Source organism: Rhodococcus sp. NPDC058532 (assembly GCF_042719255.1).
GTDB lineage: Bacteria > Actinomycetota > Actinomycetes > Mycobacteriales > Mycobacteriaceae > Rhodococcus_G.
Genome location: NZ_JBHXNU010000004.1, coordinates 285,337 through 301,433 on the forward strand (window position 1 = coordinate 285,337; position 16,097 = coordinate 301,433).

At 71.6% G+C, this 16,097-nt stretch carries 13 protein-coding genes; 7 read left to right on the forward strand and 6 right to left on the reverse strand.

Annotated elements, in window-relative coordinates; all coding sequences use genetic code 11:
* Positions 1-7: 7 nt before the first annotated feature.
* On the reverse strand, positions 8-2,182 hold the full coding sequence (locus ACFWQG_RS07690; RefSeq protein ID WP_378506995.1) for a LuxR C-terminal-related transcriptional regulator: 2,175 nt from the start codon (positions 2,180-2,182) through the stop codon (positions 8-10).
* Positions 2,183-2,344: 162 nt separating this feature from the next.
* Between ACFWQG_RS07690 and ACFWQG_RS07695 the strand changes: the two genes are divergently transcribed.
* Positions 2,345-3,148 (forward strand): CPBP family intramembrane glutamic endopeptidase, encoded by an 804-nt coding sequence (locus ACFWQG_RS07695; protein WP_378506996.1) that lies wholly within the window; start codon positions 2,345-2,347, stop codon positions 3,146-3,148.
* Positions 3,149-3,280: 132 nt separating this feature from the next.
* Positions 3,281-4,237, forward strand: a complete 957-nt coding sequence (locus ACFWQG_RS07700; RefSeq protein WP_378506997.1) for an NAD(P)/FAD-dependent oxidoreductase — start codon at positions 3,281-3,283, stop codon at positions 4,235-4,237.
* Here ACFWQG_RS07700 and ACFWQG_RS07705 read toward each other — a convergent pair.
* The 4 genes from ACFWQG_RS07705 to ACFWQG_RS07720 form a co-directional block, all read right to left on the reverse strand.
* The gene (locus tag ACFWQG_RS07705; protein WP_378506998.1) at positions 4,223-5,851 is read right to left on the reverse strand and encodes an acyl-CoA synthetase; all 1,629 of its coding nucleotides are present in this window, start codon (positions 5,849-5,851) and stop codon (positions 4,223-4,225) included. The two genes, ACFWQG_RS07700 and ACFWQG_RS07705, sit on opposite strands and share 15 nt — an antisense overlap.
* A 104-nt stretch (positions 5,852-5,955) precedes the next feature.
* Positions 5,956-6,309 (reverse strand): VOC family protein, encoded by a 354-nt coding sequence (locus ACFWQG_RS07710; RefSeq protein WP_378506999.1) that lies wholly within the window; start codon positions 6,307-6,309, stop codon positions 5,956-5,958.
* A gap of 142 nt (positions 6,310-6,451) precedes the next feature.
* Positions 6,452-7,657: an acyl-CoA dehydrogenase family protein gene (locus tag ACFWQG_RS07715; RefSeq protein ID WP_378507000.1), complete on the reverse strand. Its 1,206-nt coding sequence runs from the start codon at positions 7,655-7,657 to the stop codon at positions 6,452-6,454.
* Between the two features lie 28 nt (positions 7,658-7,685).
* Positions 7,686-9,086, reverse strand: a complete 1,401-nt coding sequence (locus ACFWQG_RS07720; RefSeq protein WP_378507053.1) for an acyl-CoA dehydrogenase family protein — start codon at positions 9,084-9,086, stop codon at positions 7,686-7,688.
* 149 nt (positions 9,087-9,235) lie between these two features.
* On the opposite strand from ACFWQG_RS07720, the gene ACFWQG_RS07725 reads away from it, so the two are divergent.
* From ACFWQG_RS07725 to ACFWQG_RS07745, 5 genes are all read left to right on the forward strand, one after another.
* The gene (locus ACFWQG_RS07725; RefSeq protein WP_378507001.1) at positions 9,236-9,916 is read left to right on the forward strand and encodes a response regulator transcription factor; all 681 of its coding nucleotides are present in this window, start codon (positions 9,236-9,238) and stop codon (positions 9,914-9,916) included.
* On the forward strand, positions 9,913-10,926 hold the full coding sequence (locus ACFWQG_RS07730) for an ATP-binding protein (protein ID WP_378507002.1): 1,014 nt from the start codon (positions 9,913-9,915) through the stop codon (positions 10,924-10,926). The genes ACFWQG_RS07725 and ACFWQG_RS07730 overlap by 4 nt, the downstream gene beginning before the upstream one ends.
* 97 nt (positions 10,927-11,023) lie before the next feature.
* Entirely contained in the window at positions 11,024-12,511 is a 1,488-nt protein-coding gene (locus ACFWQG_RS07735; protein WP_378507003.1) for a DUF4153 domain-containing protein, read from the forward strand.
* Positions 12,512-12,587: 76 nt separating this feature from the next.
* On the forward strand, positions 12,588-13,760 hold the full coding sequence (locus ACFWQG_RS07740) for a sensor histidine kinase (RefSeq protein WP_378507004.1): 1,173 nt from the start codon (positions 12,588-12,590) through the stop codon (positions 13,758-13,760).
* On the forward strand, positions 13,757-14,398 hold the full coding sequence (locus ACFWQG_RS07745) for a response regulator (RefSeq protein ID WP_378507005.1): 642 nt from the start codon (positions 13,757-13,759) through the stop codon (positions 14,396-14,398). Before ACFWQG_RS07740 ends, ACFWQG_RS07745 begins: the two co-directional genes overlap by 4 nt.
* A 7-nt stretch (positions 14,399-14,405) precedes the next feature.
* On the opposite strand, the gene ACFWQG_RS07750 is transcribed toward ACFWQG_RS07745, so the two are convergent.
* Positions 14,406-15,944 carry a multicopper oxidase family protein gene (locus ACFWQG_RS07750; protein WP_378507054.1) on the reverse strand — a complete coding sequence of 513 codons (1,539 nt, stop codon included), beginning with the start codon at positions 15,942-15,944 and terminating at the stop codon, positions 14,406-14,408.
* Positions 15,945-16,097 lie beyond the last annotated feature (153 nt).

Sequence of the window (16,097 nt, forward strand, 5' to 3'; positions counted from 1 at the left end):
TACCGAGCTACCGCGCGCCGACGAGGCCCGCGCGGCGCGCCGCGACCACCGCGTCGGCCCGCGACGTCACCTCGAGCTTCCGGTGGATCGACTTCACGTGGCTGCGGACGGTGTTGACCGAGACGAACAGTTCCGAGGCGATCTCCGAGGCGCTCAGTGGGGTCGGCAGCAGGGCAAGAACCTCCAGTTCGCGACGGCTCAGAGCCTCGCGGTGGCCGACGTCGGTGCGGGGCAGTCGGAACCTCGCGCGCAGCGCGGCGATCCGAGCCGGCAGGGCGCCCGCATCCGCGGCGCCGACGCACAGTTCCTCCGCGCGGCGCAGCGCCACCCTCGCATCGTCCCGACGATCGAGCGCAAGGTGCGCCCGCGCGACCTCGATCAGCAGGTGTGGCACGACGAGCACCGTGTCGCCCCCGCCGCTACGCGCGCATTCGAGGGCGCTCGTGGCCGTGGTGAGTCCGAGCGTGGGATCGCCCTGCTCGATCTGCAGCCGGGCCAGGGCATGCTCGGCGGGCAGGTAGACGGGATCGGGCCCGATGCGGAACGCGGTGCGGGCCTGGGCGCATCGCTCGACCGCGACGGCCGCCGCCGCGCGGTCGCCGAGCTCGAGCTGACACAACGCGCGGTAGGCGGGGACGAACAGCCGCAGCGGACGAGTCAGGGGAGGTCCCTGGTCCAGTCGGTCGAGCACCTCGAGTGCCTCCGCGCAGCGGCCCTCCAGATAGAGCATCGTCGCCAGCCGCAGTTCCGCCAACGGGACCAGTGGGACGGCGGGGTCGTATCGGGAGAGGAACCGCTCCCCGGCCCGCCGGGCGCTGCCGACGTCGTCGTAGCAGGCGGACCCGTGGATGAAGTCCTCGACGTCGTCCCAGTTGCGGAAGGCGTCGATCGGCTTCGTGGGTGATGCGAGACGGCCCCGGGCGAGGGCGCGGTCGCGGCGGTCGCGGTCGCCGCCGGTCGCGCTCGCCCACGCCTCCCAGAACGCCAGGCGGGGATCGCGTTCGAGCGCCGACAGCGGAATGCGCTCGAGCCAGCTCAATCCGAGTGACTGCCGCGGCACGACCGAGTTGGCGCGCACGTTGGACAGGATGTCGGCGATCGTGTCGTAGTCCTCGGCGCCAAGCAGGTGATGGATCGTCGCGGTCACGTCGTTGGCCCGCTCGAAGTGCCCGGCCGCCCGCCGGTGCAACTCGCGCCGTCCGGCCGGGTCCACCCGACCGAGCTCGGCGTGGAGGCGTTCCCGGACCAGGTGATGCAGTCGCCACCAGCAGCCGTCGTCGTCCAGGGCCGCGATCAGCCCGGTGGCGTCGGCGACGCCCATCGCCACCGTCCAGGCTCGGTCGCTCTGCAGGATCTCGGTGAGGATCGTCGCGTCGAACCGCTCGAATACCGACATGCGGCGGAGTAGGTCGTAGTCGTCGCGGGTGCTGCCCGCCAACCCCTCCCGAACCAGGGCGCCGAGCGCGGCGGCGTCGTCCGGCCGCTGCGACACCACTCGGGACAGAGACTGCCCATGGGACATGGCCGATCCGATGAGTGAGACGGCGGCGGGCCAGCCGTCGGTCGCGTCGTCGATGCGCTGCACGTCGTCGGCGGTCAAGTGCAGGTCGTGGGCGCCGCCGAGGAGATCTGCGATCTGAGCGGAGTCGAGGCGCAATGTCGCCGACGAGAGTTCGATGCCGTCCCCGCGCGCCCGCAGGCGCGCGAACGTGGGAAGTTCGAGCGGAACCCGGGTGCTGACGACCACCGTGAGGTTCTCCGGGATTCGGCCGAGAAACCAGTCGAGGCTCGCGAGGGTCTGCTCCCGGGTGATGAGGTGGGCGTCGTCGAGGACGAGAGTCCACCTGTCGGGAGATCCGGCGAACGCGTCGAGCAGTGGCACGATGACGTTCGCCCGCACTTCGCCGGAACTCGCATCCGCCTGGACGTGGAGTCCGGCGGCCTCGGCGGCCTCGGCAATGGCGCCCCAGAGCACGCCCGGATCATTGTCGTCGTCATCGAGGCTGACCCACACCGGCCGCGCCGTGTCCCGATGGTGGAGCCACTGCGTGATCACCGTGGTCTTGCCGTAGCCCGCGGGTGCGCGGACCACCACCGCCCGCGCCGGGCGGTCCAGCAGGGCGAGTACGTCCAGGCGCAGGATCGACCGCGGGCCGGTGGTCGGCGGGCGGAATTTCGTCACGGGATACATCGCGGCACATTCTCCAGGGTGTTGCTGCTCGGGAATCACCTGGGTGATTGCTGCTCCAGGGTGGGGTCGACGTCGCGGATGCGCCCTACGGTCACAGGTGAGCCCGACATGATCGAGAACATCGGGCCGGGAGCGGAATTCAGGAGGGACCCCGTGAGCAACACGCATCAGTCCGCAGAACACGCCCGTCACGAGTCGGCGCCGTCCACCGAGCGATTCGGACGCCGGATCGAACGCGACGACGACGCCGACTTCCCGTTCTACAACGGGAAGCCGACGACCATAACGGTCGGCCAGTGGATCGCCGTGTGGGTGTCCGTCGCGGTCGGCTTTGTCGCCCTGACCCAGATTCCCACCCCGAACAACATCGTCGGCCTGTTCCCTCGGATCCTGTTCGTTGTGATCCCGCTGACCGTGCTCGCCCTGGTCACCCGCGACCACTGGACCGCCCTGTTCCGCCGGGTCACCGGACGCGACGTGCTCCTCATGTTTGGCTTCGCCGCCCTCAACCTCGTCGTGACGGGAGCCCTGGGGCTGATCGTGAAGGCCCTGTTCGGCTCGTCGGCCAATCAGGCGACCGACAACATGGGCGGCGCGCTCGACATCGCCGCGTTCTATCTCGGCACCGGCATCCAGTTGCTCGGCGAAGAGATCTTCACGATGCTGCCGTTCCTCGCGCTGCTGTACTTCCTGTACGCGAAGGCGAAGGTGAGCCGCAAGACCGCGATCGTCCTCGCTTGGCTGATCAGCGCGGTCTGGTTCGGTGCGGCACACCTGCCCACCTACGACTGGAACTTCGCGCAGGCGCTCATCGTCATCGGCGGCGCCCGGCTCGTCCTGACGCTGGCCTACATCCGCACGAAGAACCTGTGGGTCTCCACCGGCGCGCACATCATCAACGACTGGGCCATGTTCACCGGTTCCATCGTCGGCGGCGCGGCACTGATCGCCCTGTGATCAATCGCCACGACCACCCGTGAGAATGGGGCGCCGGTTCTCACACCCTCCTCTTGCTCTTTCAGCAAGCCGGTTTGCCGAAGCGATTCGTCCCGCGGAGAGTGGGGGTGAATCACGGCAAAGGGAGGACACATGAACGACAGCTACGACGTGGTGATCGTCGGCGGCGGGGCCGCCGGCCTGGGGGGAGCGCTCTCGCTCACCAGGGCCCGCCGGTCGGTGCTGGTGGTCGACTCGGGCGCACCCCGCAACGCGTCGGCCGAGCACATGCACAACTACCTCGGTCGCGAGGGCACCAACCCGCTGGACCTGCTGCGGATCGGTCGCGGCGAGATCGCCGGGTACGGCGGCGAATTCATCTCCGGCGCGGTGGTCGATGTCCGCCGTGCCGGAGGGGTGTTCCGGGTGGTGCTCGCGGACGGCGGCGAGGTCGCGGCCAGGCAGGTGCTCGTCACGTCCGGTCTCGTCGACGAGCTCCCCGACGTGCCGGGGCTGCGCGACCGCTGGGGGCGGGACGTGCTGCACTGCCCGTACTGCCACGGCTGGGAGGTGCGGGACCGCGCGATCGGCATCCTGGCCACCCACCCGGCGCTCGCCGCGCACCAGGCGCAGATGTGGCGGCAATGGAGCGCCGACGTGGTGGTGTTCGCCCACACCGCGCCCGCGTTCGCCGGTGCCGATCTCGACCGCCTCGCCGCCCGCGGCATCGAGGTGATCGACGGTGCCGTCGCGGGACTCGAGGTGGCCGACGACCGGCTCACCGCGGTCCTGGTCGACGGGCGCGGCCCGGTCGCCCGCGATGCGGTCGTGGTTCCGCCCCGGTTCACCGCCCGCGTCGACTTCCTGGCCAGCCTCGGCATCAAACCGGTCGCGCAGGAGATGGCGGGCGAGGTGCTGGGAACCCATCTTGCGGTGGACCCCACCGGCGCGACGCCGGTGGCGGGCGTGTGGGCGGCGGGCAATGTCATCGACCCACGCGCGCAGGTGATCTCGGCCGCCGCGAGCGGTGTGCAGACCGGGGCGATGATCAACGCCGCGCTGATCGAGCAGGACGTCGAGGCCGCCCTCGACCGGTCACGCGTCGGGTAGTTCCCGCTCGTACAGGTCCCGCCGCACCAGCTTGCCGGTGGCGTTGCGGGGCAGCTCGTCGAGGAAGACCACCTCGCGCGGCACCTTGTACCGCGCGAGGTGTTCCTTGACGAAGGTCCGCAGGGCCTGGGCGTCGGGTTCGGCGCCCGAGGCCGAGACGACGAAGGCGCGCAGCCGATGCCCGAACTCGGCGTCCTCGACGCCGATCACCGCGGCGTCCGCGACATCCGGGTGCTCGGCGAGCAGGTTCTCCACCTCGAGTGGGTACACGTTCTCGCCGCCGGAGACGATCATGTCGTCGTCGCGACCGTCGACGAACAGCAGTCCGTTCCGGTCAATGTGCCCGACGTCGCCGGTGGACAGCAGCCCGTCGATCCGCTCCTTGTCCCGCCCGTCGGTGTACCCGTTGAAGCTCAGTCCGCTGGAGACGAAGATCCGGCCCACCGTGTCGGGTTCGGTGATCCGTTCGCCCGCATCGTCGTACAGCGCGACGTGGCAGGTGACCGGTGGACGCCCCGCGGTGCCGGGGGCCAACGCCAGGTCCGCCGGGGTGGCGACCGTCGCGACCGCCACCTCGGTGGACCCGTACAGGTTGTGCAGCACCTGCCCGAACGCCTCGGTGGTGCGCCTGCACAGGTCCGGGGAGATCGCCGACCCTGCCGCGAAGACGATCGACAGGTTCGTCGTGTCGTACCCGGCCAGCACGTCCGGGCCGAGGTCGACGATCCGCTGCAGCATGGTCGGGACCACGACAAGCACGTCGGCCCGGTGGTCGGCGGTCAACTTCACCGTCTGCAGCGGGTCGAACCGGCGTTGCAGCACCACCGTCTGTCCGAGCGAGAGTGCCAGCGCCAGTTGGGAGATGCCGGTGCCGTGGAATGCCGGTGCCGTCATCACCATCGTCTGGCCGGGACGCAGCGGGACCCGGTCGAGGAACTGCGCCGAGGCGAGCGGGGAGGTTCGCTCCCGCGGCGCGCCCTTCGGGGTGCCGGTGGTGCCGCTGGTCAGCAGCACGAAGCTGCCGTGCACCGGCGGGCTTGGAACCGGGTCGGTGGGCCGCCCGTCGATCAGGGTGTCGAGGCTCGGCGTTGCCGCGGACTCCGAGCCCTCGCACCATGCCAGGTAGCGTCGCACCTGGTCGGGGAGCCCCGCCGCGACCACGGCGAACTCCTCGTCGTGGATGAAGGCCCGAACCTGTTCGCGGGCAGCGACATCCACCAGCTGGGGGGCCGCGAATCCGGTGTTCATCAGCACCAGCTTGGTGCCGAGCTTCGCGGCGGCGAGCATCGTCAGGACCAGACCGCGGTGGTTGCGGCACATCACGCCCAGCACGGCGCCGGGTGTGATCCCGTCCGCGGCCCAGGCCCGTACCAGCGCGTTCGACTGCGCCTCGAGCTGCGCGTAGGTGACCTGCCCCCGTTCGTCGACCAGCGCGACGGCGTCGAGCCCGGCGGCGGCATGCGCGTGCACCGGCCCGGCGAACGGTCCGTACCGGTGGACCGCGCGGATGGAGGCGATGCCGTGGTCGAGTCGGGGAATCGGGACCAGACCCGACCGGATCATCACCCGGACGGCGCCGAGCGAATCGGTGAGCTTGGTCAGGATGGCTGGCATCGCGTCTCCCGAGAGTCGATCCGGTGTGGGTCGGGTCACAGGGTAGTCGGTGCCCGCACCTTGTGGAGGCAGGCCGGGCAGGGTGCGGCGCGGTGTCCGTGTGGTCAGCGGGGCAGTGGACTGTAGAACACCAGCCCGTTGCCCTTGTTGTCGTAGACGACGGCACGGCGTTCGTGGGCGTCGTCATAGGGCCCCTTAACGATTCCGCCGCCGTCGGCCTCGACGGCCCGCGCCGCCGCGTCGACGTCGTCGGTCTTGATGCCGACGACGACCTGCCCGTGGATCGGGTGGTCGACGGCGGTCGCGAGGGCGAGGGTGACGGACCCGCCGTCCAGGGCTGCGAAGTGGGCGCCGTCGCGGAACTTCAGTGGCATGCCAAGGGTGTCGCGGTAGAACCGGATCGACTCGTCCAGATCGTCGGTCGACAGGATGATCATTCGGACGTCGTGGTCGCTCATGTGGCGCCTCCTCGGATCGATGTGAGATCCAGGCTAGGCGGCGATCGCCTGAGGCGCGGGTCGGCGGAACGGTGTGTCCCGCCGACGGCGCATCCTCCGTCGCCCGCGGCGACGGAGGATGCGCAGGGGAGGTCGGGTCCGGCTACTTCAGCTCGGCCGACGACTTGCCGAGCAGTCGCCGCGCCACGATCAGCTGCTGGATCTGCTGCGTTCCCTCAAAAATATCGAGGATCTTGCTGTCCCGGGCCCACTTCTCCAGCAGCGGGCGCTGCGAGTAGCCCTCGGTGCCCGCCAGCTCGACGGCCTTGAGCGAGACCGCGGTGCCGGTGCGGCCCGCCTTCGCCTTCGACATTGACGCCTCGAGCGAGTTCGGCTTCTTGTTGTCGGCCATCCAGGTCGCGCGCAGTGCCAGCAGGTACGCAGCCTCCCAGTCCGCCTCCATCGCGAGGAACTCGGCGGCGGCGGCGTGCTGGTTGTTGGCCGGGATGTCGTAGGAGACCTCGACGCCCGCCTCGGCGAGGATGCCGCGCAGTTCCTCAAGGACGGCGCGGCCGAGGCCGATCGCCATGCCCGCGACGATCGGGCGGGTGTTGTCGAAGGTCTGCATGACCCCGCCGAAGCCCTTCTCCACGTTGACCTCCGGGTCGCCGAGGATGTTGTCCTTCGGGATCCGGCAGTCCTGCAGCAGCAGCACCGCGGTGTCGGACGCCTTGATGCCGAGCTTGTGCTCAAGCCGGGCCACGGACAGGCCGGGGGCGTCGCGGGGCACCACGAACGACTTGATCGCGGCGCGGCCCTTCGACTTGTCGACGCTCGCCCACACCACGATGTGGCTGGACCGTTCGCCCGCGGTGACGAAGATCTTCTCGCCGTTGAGGACCCACTCGTCGCCGTCGAGGACGGCGGTCGCGGTGACGGCGGCGGAGTCGGAACCGAAGCCGGGTTCGGTGATCGCCATCGAGGCCCACACCTTGCCGAACCGCTCCAACTGCTCGTCGGTGGCGACCGCGGCGATCGCGGAGTTTCCGAGGCCCTGATAGGGAATGGACAGCGTCAGGCCGACGTCGCCCCAACAGGTTTCGATGACGTTCATCAGCGACGCCATGTTTCCGCCGTTGGCGTTGCCGATCACCGAGGGGGCGTCGCCGCGGCCCAGCGCGGCACCCGAGGCCCCGGTGCCGGAGTCGTTCAGTCCCTCGACCATCGCCGCCATCGTGTCGAGTTCGACGGGGTACTCGTGCTCGGCGAGGTCGTACTTGCGGGAGACGGGGCGCAGGATCTGCGCGGCGACCTGGTGTGCCTGGTTGGCGGAGGCCTTCAGCTTCTTGGGAAGTTCGAGATTGATCATGATCTGTTCTCCTGTGGCGGCGTTCGGCTCAGATGAGGACGATGCCCTCGGCAACGCCGATGGCGCGAAGGTCCCGGTACCAGCGTTCGACCGGGTGCTCCTTGGTGAAGCCGTGGCCGCCGAGCAGCTGCACCCCGTCGAGGCCGATCTGCATGCCCTTGTCGGTGGCGAGCTTGCGGGCCAGCGCCGCCTCGCGGCCGAACGACAGGCCCTGCTCGGCGCGGGACGCGCCACGCAGCGTGACCAGCCGCAGGCCGTCGAGCTCGATGCCGATGTTGGCGACCATGAACGCGACCGCCTGCCGATGGCTGATCGGCTCGCCGAACGCTTCCCGCTCGTTGACGTAGGGGATCACGTAGTCGAGGACGGCCTGCCCGGTGCCGACGGCGAGCGACGCCCAACCGAGGCGGGCGAGACGGATTGCGTCGGCGTAGTCGGCGACCCGCTGGTCCGCGTCGCCCTCACCGAGGATCGCGGACTCGGGGACCGCGACGTCGGTCAGGTTCAACCGGCCGAGCCCGGCGGCCCGCAGCCCCATGCTCGGATCGGCCTCGACGACGAGCCCCTTCGCGTCGGACTCGACGATGAACAGGGCGGGCCTGCCGTCGAGTTCGGCGGCGACGATGAACAGTTCGGCGTCTGCTGCGGCGGGGACCAGGGACTTGACGCCGTTGAGCCGGTAGCCGCTCGGGGAGCGAACGGCCTTGGTCTGCAACGCGAACGGGTCGAAGAGGGCGCGCGGCTCGGTGACGACCAGGGCGGCCGCGGGGACGTTCTCGCCGGTGAACGACGGCAGGTAGGTCTGCTGCTGGGCCTGCGAGCCGAACTGGGTCAGCGCGACCGCGACACCGCTCGGCGCGAGGATCGGCAGGGCCAGGCCCATGTCGCCGTGCGCGAGGGCCGCGGCGACGAGTGAGTTGGTGACCGCGCCGCGCTCGGTGGCGACGCCGTCGAACTCCTCGGGGACGTTGATCAGCGTGATGCCGAGTTCCGCGGCCCGCCTGCCCAGGTCGGCGGGCGAGGCGGCAGCCTCGTCGGCGTCGTGCGCGGCGGGGCGCAGGATCTCGGCGGCGAAGTCGCGCACCGTGTCGACGATCATCTGCTGCTCGTCGGTCGGCGTCAGGTCGAAGTAGTCGGCCTTCTTCGCCTCGCCTGCGGGCAGCCGGGTCGGCTTGCCGCCGCCGGAGACCTTGGCGAACGTCCGGGTCGCCGCGCCGAGCGTCTTGAAGCCGGTCTTGGTGCCCTCGTAGGTGACCCGGTTGATCGGCTCGCGGAGGTTGTACTTCTCGGCAAGGTCGGAGCCGGTGATCTTGGTCAGCACGCGCATGGCGGCGCCCATCGCGTCGCGTTTGACCGGATTCAGGCCGACCGCGGAGGTGTCGCGGGGTGCGCCGTTCATTCTCACAACGTCTTGCTTGCTCATGATCACCATTTCCCGGTGTTCGGTCTTGGACGGTCGTTATCTTACTCTGGAGTAAGGAGTGGCGTCGAGAGTACACCGGAATCGCGGCCGCGCCTCCACCGAACCTTCACAACTCCCGCCCGGGATTCCCACATCCGGGCGATACCGTCGACACCATGACCCAGCGCACCGTGCTCGTCGTCGAGGACGACCGGACCATCGCCGACGCCCTCACCGCCCGCCTGCGGGCCGAGGGGTACACGGTGTCGACGGTGTACGACGGGCCTGCGGCGGTGCGCGAGTGCGCGTCCCTGCGCCCGGATCTCGTCGTCCTCGACGTCATGCTGCCCGGCCTCGACGGCCTCGAGGTGTGCAGGCGGATCCAGGCCGAGCGGCCGGTTCCGGTGCTGATGCTCACCGCCCGAGCCGAGGAGACCGACATGGTCATCGGGCTCGGCGTCGGCGCCGACGACTACCTGAGCAAGCCGTTCAGCATGCGGGTCCTGGTGGCCCGGGTTGCCGCGCTGCTGCGACGGGTGGAGCGGGCGACGCCGGGACCGGACGTCGAGGTCCTCACCGTCGGCGCGGTGGCCATCGACCTGAGCGCCCGGCGCGTGCGGTGCGGCGACGACGAGGTGCACCTGACCCGCACCGAGTTCGACCTGCTCGCGCACCTCGCCGCCCGACCCGGCGCGGCGATGGCCAGGGACTCGCTGCTCGAACACGTGTGGGGGTGGGGTGGGGGCGCGACCAGCCGCACCGTCGACAGTCACGTCAAGGCGCTGCGCCGCAAGCTCGGCGGCGACCTGATCCGGACCGTGCACGGCGTTGGTTATGCCGTCGAGGTGCCGCGATGAGGCTGCCGAGGCCGCTGGACCCGTTCGGCTCCTTCAAGGTGAAGACCGGGCTGCTGGTGGTGGCGTCGGTTTTCGCGGCATCGGTGACGTTCTGGTTCGCCTCGGACTGGCAGTTCCGGTTCGCGCTCGGTGCCGCGCTGCTCGTCTCGCTCGTGGTCACCCAGGTCCTCGCCCACGGCATGACGTCGCCGCTGCGCGAGATGACCGCGGCGGCGAGAGCGATGGCGACCGGCGACTGGTCGCGCCGGGTCCGGGCCACCTCCCGCGACGAAATCGGGGAACTGGCACGGGCGTTCAATCAGATGGCGGAGGACCTTGAGGCCGACGACCGCTACCGGCGCGAGCTGATCGCGAACGTCTCGCACGAGCTGCGGACCCCGATCGCGGCGCTGCAGGGGGTGCTGGAGAACGTCGTCGACGGCGTCGCCGCACCCGACCCGGCCACGCTGCGCAGCGCGCTCGACCAGACCGAGCGCCTCGGCGCGTTGGTGCGCGACCTGCTCGACCTGTCCCGGCTCGAGGCCGGTGTGGTGCCGGTGCACCGCGACAGCGTTGAGATCGCCCCCTTCCTCCGCGCGGTGATCGACGAGCGTGCCGATCCCACTGTCCCGGTGGACATCCGGCTCGACGTGCGCCCGGTGACGCTGCGGGCGAGCGCCGACACCGCCCGGCTGCACCAGGTTGTCGCGAACCTGATCGACAACGCGCTGCGGCACGGGGCGGCAACGCAGGTGCTGGTGCGCGCCACGGCGGGCGCGGCGGCCGGATCCCTGATCGTCGACGTCCACGACGACGGCCCCGGCATCGCGCCGGAGGACCGGGCGGGCGTCTTCGAACGGTTCAGCCGCGGAGGGGCGAGCGGGGGCGGCACCGGGCTCGGCCTCGCGATCGCCCGCTGGGCCGTCGAACTGCACGGCGGCCGGATCGGGGTGCTCGACACCGAGACCGGATGCTGCATCCGAGTGGAAGTCCCGGCGCCGGCGAAGGCCGGGCGCATCGTGCAGGCCTGAGACACGAGAACACCTCGGGGCGTGACCCGTTCGGGCCGCACGTCCCGCGATGACCCCTGCCCGGCTCCCGGCCGGGGTGGGAGAAATGGAGCCCACCATGACCACACCCGCACTCGCATCCGCACCGGCACGCCGACGCGCCGCGTCGCGTGCGTGGCGCCCCGACCGCACCTCCGTTGCGCCAGCGGCGGCCGTCGCAGGCGCCGCTGGCGCGGGCGTCGTCGCGGCCGCGACGCTCGGCGCGCCGAGCATCGCCTACCCGATCACCGGCCTCGCCGTCGCGGCCACCGCGCTGGCGGCGGTGCGCCCGCGCCCGACCCGCACGCATCTGCTCGCGGCGACGGTCGCCGTGCTGCTGCTCGCCGTTGCGACGGTGCGCGACAACGGCATCCTCGTCGCCGCGTGCGTTGTCGCGGCCTGGACGGTCGCCTCCGTCGCCCTGCTCGACGTCCGCACCTGGACCGGGGTCGCGCTGGCGCCGACCGCGGCAGCGCGGGCGCTGCCCCGCGTCGGGGGCTGGGTCCGGCGCGGACGCGCGCGGCGCCGCGCCGCGCCCGGTGGCGGAACCCGGTACGGCAGGGCGGCGGCGGTGGCGGCACTGACGGCCCTGCTTGTCGCGCTGTTCGGGGCACTGTTCGCCGGCGCCGACCCCGAGTTCGGCAGGCTGCTGTCCGGGGCGGTGCCGACGGTCCGGGTCGATGCCCCGGTCGGTCGGATCCTGCTCGGCCTGCTGATCGCGGGCGCGACGCTCGCCGTGACCTACCTGCGGCGCCGCCCACCGCGGCTGGACGCGCTCGCCCCGGCCGCGGGACGACCGGTGCCGCGGTGGGAGTGGGCGGTACCGCTCGCGGCGCTCGATGTGCTGTTCGGTGTGTTCGTCGCGGTGCAGGCGCGGGTGCTGTTCGGCGGGGACGGGCACGTGCGCGGCACCGCGGACCTGACCTACGCGAACTATGCGCGCCAGGGATTCTGGCAGCTGTGCGCGGTGAGCGTGTTGACGCTGATCGTGATCGCCGTCGCGGTCCGCCGGATCGACCGGCGGGCGGCCCGTGACCGGATGCTCGCCCGCCTCCTGCTCGGGGCGCTGTGCCTGCTGTCGCTCGTCGTCGTCGCATCGGCGCTGCATCGAATGTCGCTGTACCAGAGCGCCTTCGGGTTCACTCGGCTGCGGCTCGGGGTCTCGGTTGTCGAATTGTGGCTCGGCGGCGTGTTCCTGCTCCTGCTGCTGGCCGGAATCCGGATGCGCGGTGGGCGGCTGCCTCGCCTCGTGCTCGGCTCCGGGGTGGCCGCGCTGTTGGCGTTCGCGGCACTGAACCCGGACGGATACATCGCCGAGCGCAACGTCGACCGGTACCAGCGGACCGGCGCGATCGACATCGGCTACCTGCGCGGCCTGTCGACGGACGCGGTGCCTGCGCTGGACCGGCTGCCGGAACCGGTGCGCTCGTGCGCGCTGATCGGGACGTCGGTGCCGGCGGACCCCTGGTATCAGGTCAACGCCGCCCGGTCCGCGGCGCGGCAGATCCTGCGCGAGCGACCCGTCGACCGGAACGCGGTCTGCGCGGGCCCCGACGCCACGTGGTAGCCGAGGTGAGCGAGGACATCGGGCGATCCGGCCCGGGGAGTGGTCCCGAAATCCGGTCGGCGCCTACCGTGGACGGGTGAACGGAACACTCGCGCGCCGCGACCTGTCGTCGTTGGGGCGCATCGTTCCCCTGGTGCTGGTGCCGCTGCTGCTGCTCGCCAGCACGTTTCCCGGTGCGTACCGGGTGCCCGCGGGCTACTGGGTCGTCGCGGTGGCGGCTGCCGCGGTCTTCCTGCTCGGCGGCCGGTGGCCGCTCCCGGTGTCGCTGGCCCTCTCCGCGCTTGCGGTGCCGATGTTCGCGGCGCACGCGTGGGGTCTGGCCGGGCTGGTGCCGTACCTCGGGGCCGTTGCCGTTGCCGAGGTCGCGATGCGGACCCACGCGGCCGCACCGATCGTGGCGGCGACCGTCTGCTGGGCGGCGGCGGTGCTCGCCGGCATCGCCACCTCGAGCTACGAGGAGTTCTGGCGACCCGCCACCGCCGTCGAGACCGTCGCGGTGGTCGGGTTGCCGCTGCTGCTCGGGCTGTATCTGCGGGCGCAGCGGGACCTCGCCGCGACGTACCGGTCCCGCGCCGCCGAGGCCGAGGCGCGGCGCGCGGACGAGGCGGCGCGGGTCCGGGCCGCGGAGCGGGGCGCGCTGGCCAGGGAACTGCACGACCTGGTGGCCCACCACATGGCGTCGATCGTGCTGCGGATCGGGGTCGCGAGGCACGTGGTCGCCGACGAGGATCCGCGGACCCGCGCGGTCCTCGACGACGTGCACGCGACGGCGTCCGACGCGCTCGCCGACATTCGCGGACTGCTCGTCGCGCTGCGTGACCCGGTCCTCGGGGAGGTGGCGCTGGTGGAGGCCGACGCGGTGCCGGCCGAGCTGACCGCCGCCGCCGACCGGGTCGGTGCCGCCGGGTTCGCGGTGTCCGTCGAACTCGATTCCGACCTCGGCAGGCTCGACGCGATCGGCAGGCTCACGCTGCTGCGGGTGGTGCAGGAGTCGCTGACCAACGTGATGCGGCATGCGGATCCGGGTGGACCGGTGTCGGTGGTCGTCGCCCGGTCCGGTGCCGGTGTCACCGCCGAGGTCGCCAGCCGCGTCCGGGCAGGCACGGCAACACCATCGGGTGGGCACGGCCTGGTCGGGATGGCCGAACGCGTCACCCTCGCGGGCGGCAGCCTCGATGTTGGTCCCGTGGACGGGACCTGGCGGGTGCGGGCGTGGCTGCCCGTCGCGGCGGGGGAGGGCGACCGATGATCCGGGTGCTCGTCGTCGACGACCAGCGGCTGGTGCGGGCCGGGCTGCGGATGCTGTGCGACTCCACCGACGACCTGGAAGTGGTCGGTGAGGGTGCGAGCGGGGTGGAGGCGGTGCGGTTGGCCGCCGAACTGTCCCCGGACGTGATCCTGATGGACCTGCGGATGCCCGGCATGGACGGGGTGGAGGCCACTCGGCGCATCGCCGGGCCGGGCGCGTCACCGAAGGTGTTGGTACTGACCACCTTCGACGATGACGATCACCTGTATCCGGCGTTGGCCGCCGGGGCGGCTGGCTTCCTGGTCAAGGACACCGCCCCGGCGGATCTGCTGGCCGCGATCCGTCGGCTCGCGGCCGGGGAGCTGCCCTTCTCCCCGGATGTGCTGCGGCGGCTGGTGGAACGCGCGGTCGACCCGGCCCGGCTCGCCGGGTCGGGCGGCCCGGACCGGGGACCCGAGCTGACCGACCGGGAACGCGAGGTGCTGACCCTGGTCGGCGAGGGCCTCGGGAACCAGGAGATCGCCGACCGCCTGCATCTCGGGGTCTCCACCGTCAAGACGCATGTGTCGAACCTGATGGACAAGACCGGCTGCGACAACCGGGTGCGGCTGGCGGTGTTCGCGCACCGGCACGCCTGAGCTGTCCTCAGTGTCCGCCGTGCCCGGACGCCGTGCCCGGCGCCTGCCCACCGGTGCTCGGCGGCGTCGCACCGTGATCCATCCCGGTCATGGGCATCGTCATCGGCTCCGGCTTCTGGCCCGGCGCGAGGACCAGGAACTGGCCCATCATCCCCTGGTCCTCGTGCAGCATCAGGTGGCAGTGGTACATGTACGGGAACGTCGGGTCGGTGTACTCCGAGAACCGGAGGACCAGCCGGATCGTGGCGCCCGGCGGGGTGTAGACGGTGTCCTTCCAGCCGGCCAGCTCCGGCGGCGGCGACGCCCCGTCGATGTCGAGGATCCGGAACTGGGTGTCGTGCACGTGGAAGTTGTGCGGCCAGTTGTCGGCGTTGCGGACCGTCCACACCTCGGTGGTGTCCACGGTCGGGCTGAAGTCGATCCGGTTCATGTCCATCCGCTCGCCGTTGATCATGAACCACTGCAACTCGAAGCTCCGCTGCGCGACGGCGGTCGACGGGTCGAGGCGGGGGAGGGTCGTCAGCGTCGCGGGCAGCGGCGCGGACCGTCCGGGGCTGCGGGACGGGCGCAGTTCGAGGATGTCGAAGGTGTCGTCGAAGCCGTATTCGGCGGCGGTGCCCCGGTCGAGCCCGGCGCGGTCCTCGAACGGGAACGCGCGCAGCAGGACCGGGTCGGTGCCCGCCGCGACCACGATCTCGGCTCGCTCGCCGGGGCTGAGGGTGATCCGCCGCATCCGGGCGGGCTTCGCCAGCAGCCCGCCGTCGCTGGCGATCATCGTGAACTCGCGATCGTCGGCGAAGCCGAGGTTGTACATCCGGCCGCCGGACCCGTTGAGCAGCCGCAGCCGCACCGATTCGGTGCCCACCTTCAGGTAGGCGCCCGCGATCCCGTTGGTGACGATGGTGTCGCCGAGCAGGCCGACGTCGGTGGGATCGGACTCGTCGAGGGCGCCGTCCGCGGTGAACCGGCGGTCCTGGATGACCAGCGGGATGTCATCGACGCCGTAGGTATTCGGCAGGCCGAGGGCGTCGGCCTCGTCGTCGTCGACAAGGAACATGCCGGCCAGCCCCCGGTACGCGTGCTTCTCGGTGGAGCCGTGCGGATGCGGGTGGTACCAGAGGGTCGCGGCGGGCTGGTTGACCGTCCACGCCGGTTCCCACCGGGCGCCGGGGTCGATCGTCTGGTGCGGTCCGCCGTCGAAGCGGGCCGGGACATGCACCCCGTGCCAGTGCACGGTGGTCGCCTCCGGCAGGTCGTTGGTGATCGCGAACGCGACCCGCTCGCCGCGCCGGGCGCGGATCGTCGGGCCGAGCACCGATCCGTTGAATCCCCAGGTCGGCGTGGACTTCCCGGGAACCATCTCCGTGTGGCCCGCCGCGGCGGTCAGCGTGAAGTGCCGGACCCCGGCCGCGTCGACGCTGGAGTCGGCGAGCGGGGGAACCGGCAGCGGCCTGCGGCCCGACGCGTCGGCGGCGGGGTCCGCGTCGGCCGGGGTCGACTGCCCGCGAGCGCATCCGACGGACAGGGCGAGCGGGGCCGCGGCCATCCCGATCAGGACGGCGCGGCGGGTCAGCGGTGCGGTGGGCGGGCGGTTCACGGAACTCCTCGGGCGCGGCGGTGCGGGACGTCCCCAGTCTTCGCGGTCCCGGCGCGCGCGACCTCCGCCCCGAGGCCGGAGATCGCCGGTGAAATTCCTCCC

Bases quoted from the DNA above. Each gene is read 5' to 3' on its own strand.
- ACFWQG_RS07700 (WP_378506997.1), top strand. From the start codon at position 3,281: ATGAACGACAGCTACGACGTGGTGATCGTCGGCGGCGGGGCCGCCGGC.
- ACFWQG_RS07705 (WP_378506998.1), bottom strand. From the start codon at position 5,851: ATGCCAGCCATCCTGACCAAGCTCACCGATTCGCTCGGCGCCGTCCGG.
- ACFWQG_RS07710 (WP_378506999.1), bottom strand. From the start codon at position 6,309: ATGAGCGACCACGACGTCCGAATGATCATCCTGTCGACCGACGATCTG.
- ACFWQG_RS07715 (WP_378507000.1), bottom strand. From the start codon at position 7,657: ATGATCAATCTCGAACTTCCCAAGAAGCTGAAGGCCTCCGCCAACCAG.
- ACFWQG_RS07725 (WP_378507001.1), top strand. From the start codon at position 9,236: ATGACCCAGCGCACCGTGCTCGTCGTCGAGGACGACCGGACCATCGCC.
- ACFWQG_RS07730 (WP_378507002.1), top strand. From the start codon at position 9,913: ATGAGGCTGCCGAGGCCGCTGGACCCGTTCGGCTCCTTCAAGGTGAAG.
- ACFWQG_RS07735 (WP_378507003.1), top strand. From the start codon at position 11,024: ATGACCACACCCGCACTCGCATCCGCACCGGCACGCCGACGCGCCGCG.
- ACFWQG_RS07745 (WP_378507005.1), top strand. From the start codon at position 13,757: ATGATCCGGGTGCTCGTCGTCGACGACCAGCGGCTGGTGCGGGCCGGG.
- ACFWQG_RS07750 (WP_378507054.1), bottom strand. From the start codon at position 15,944: ATGGCCGCGGCCCCGCTCGCCCTGTCCGTCGGATGCGCTCGCGGGCAG.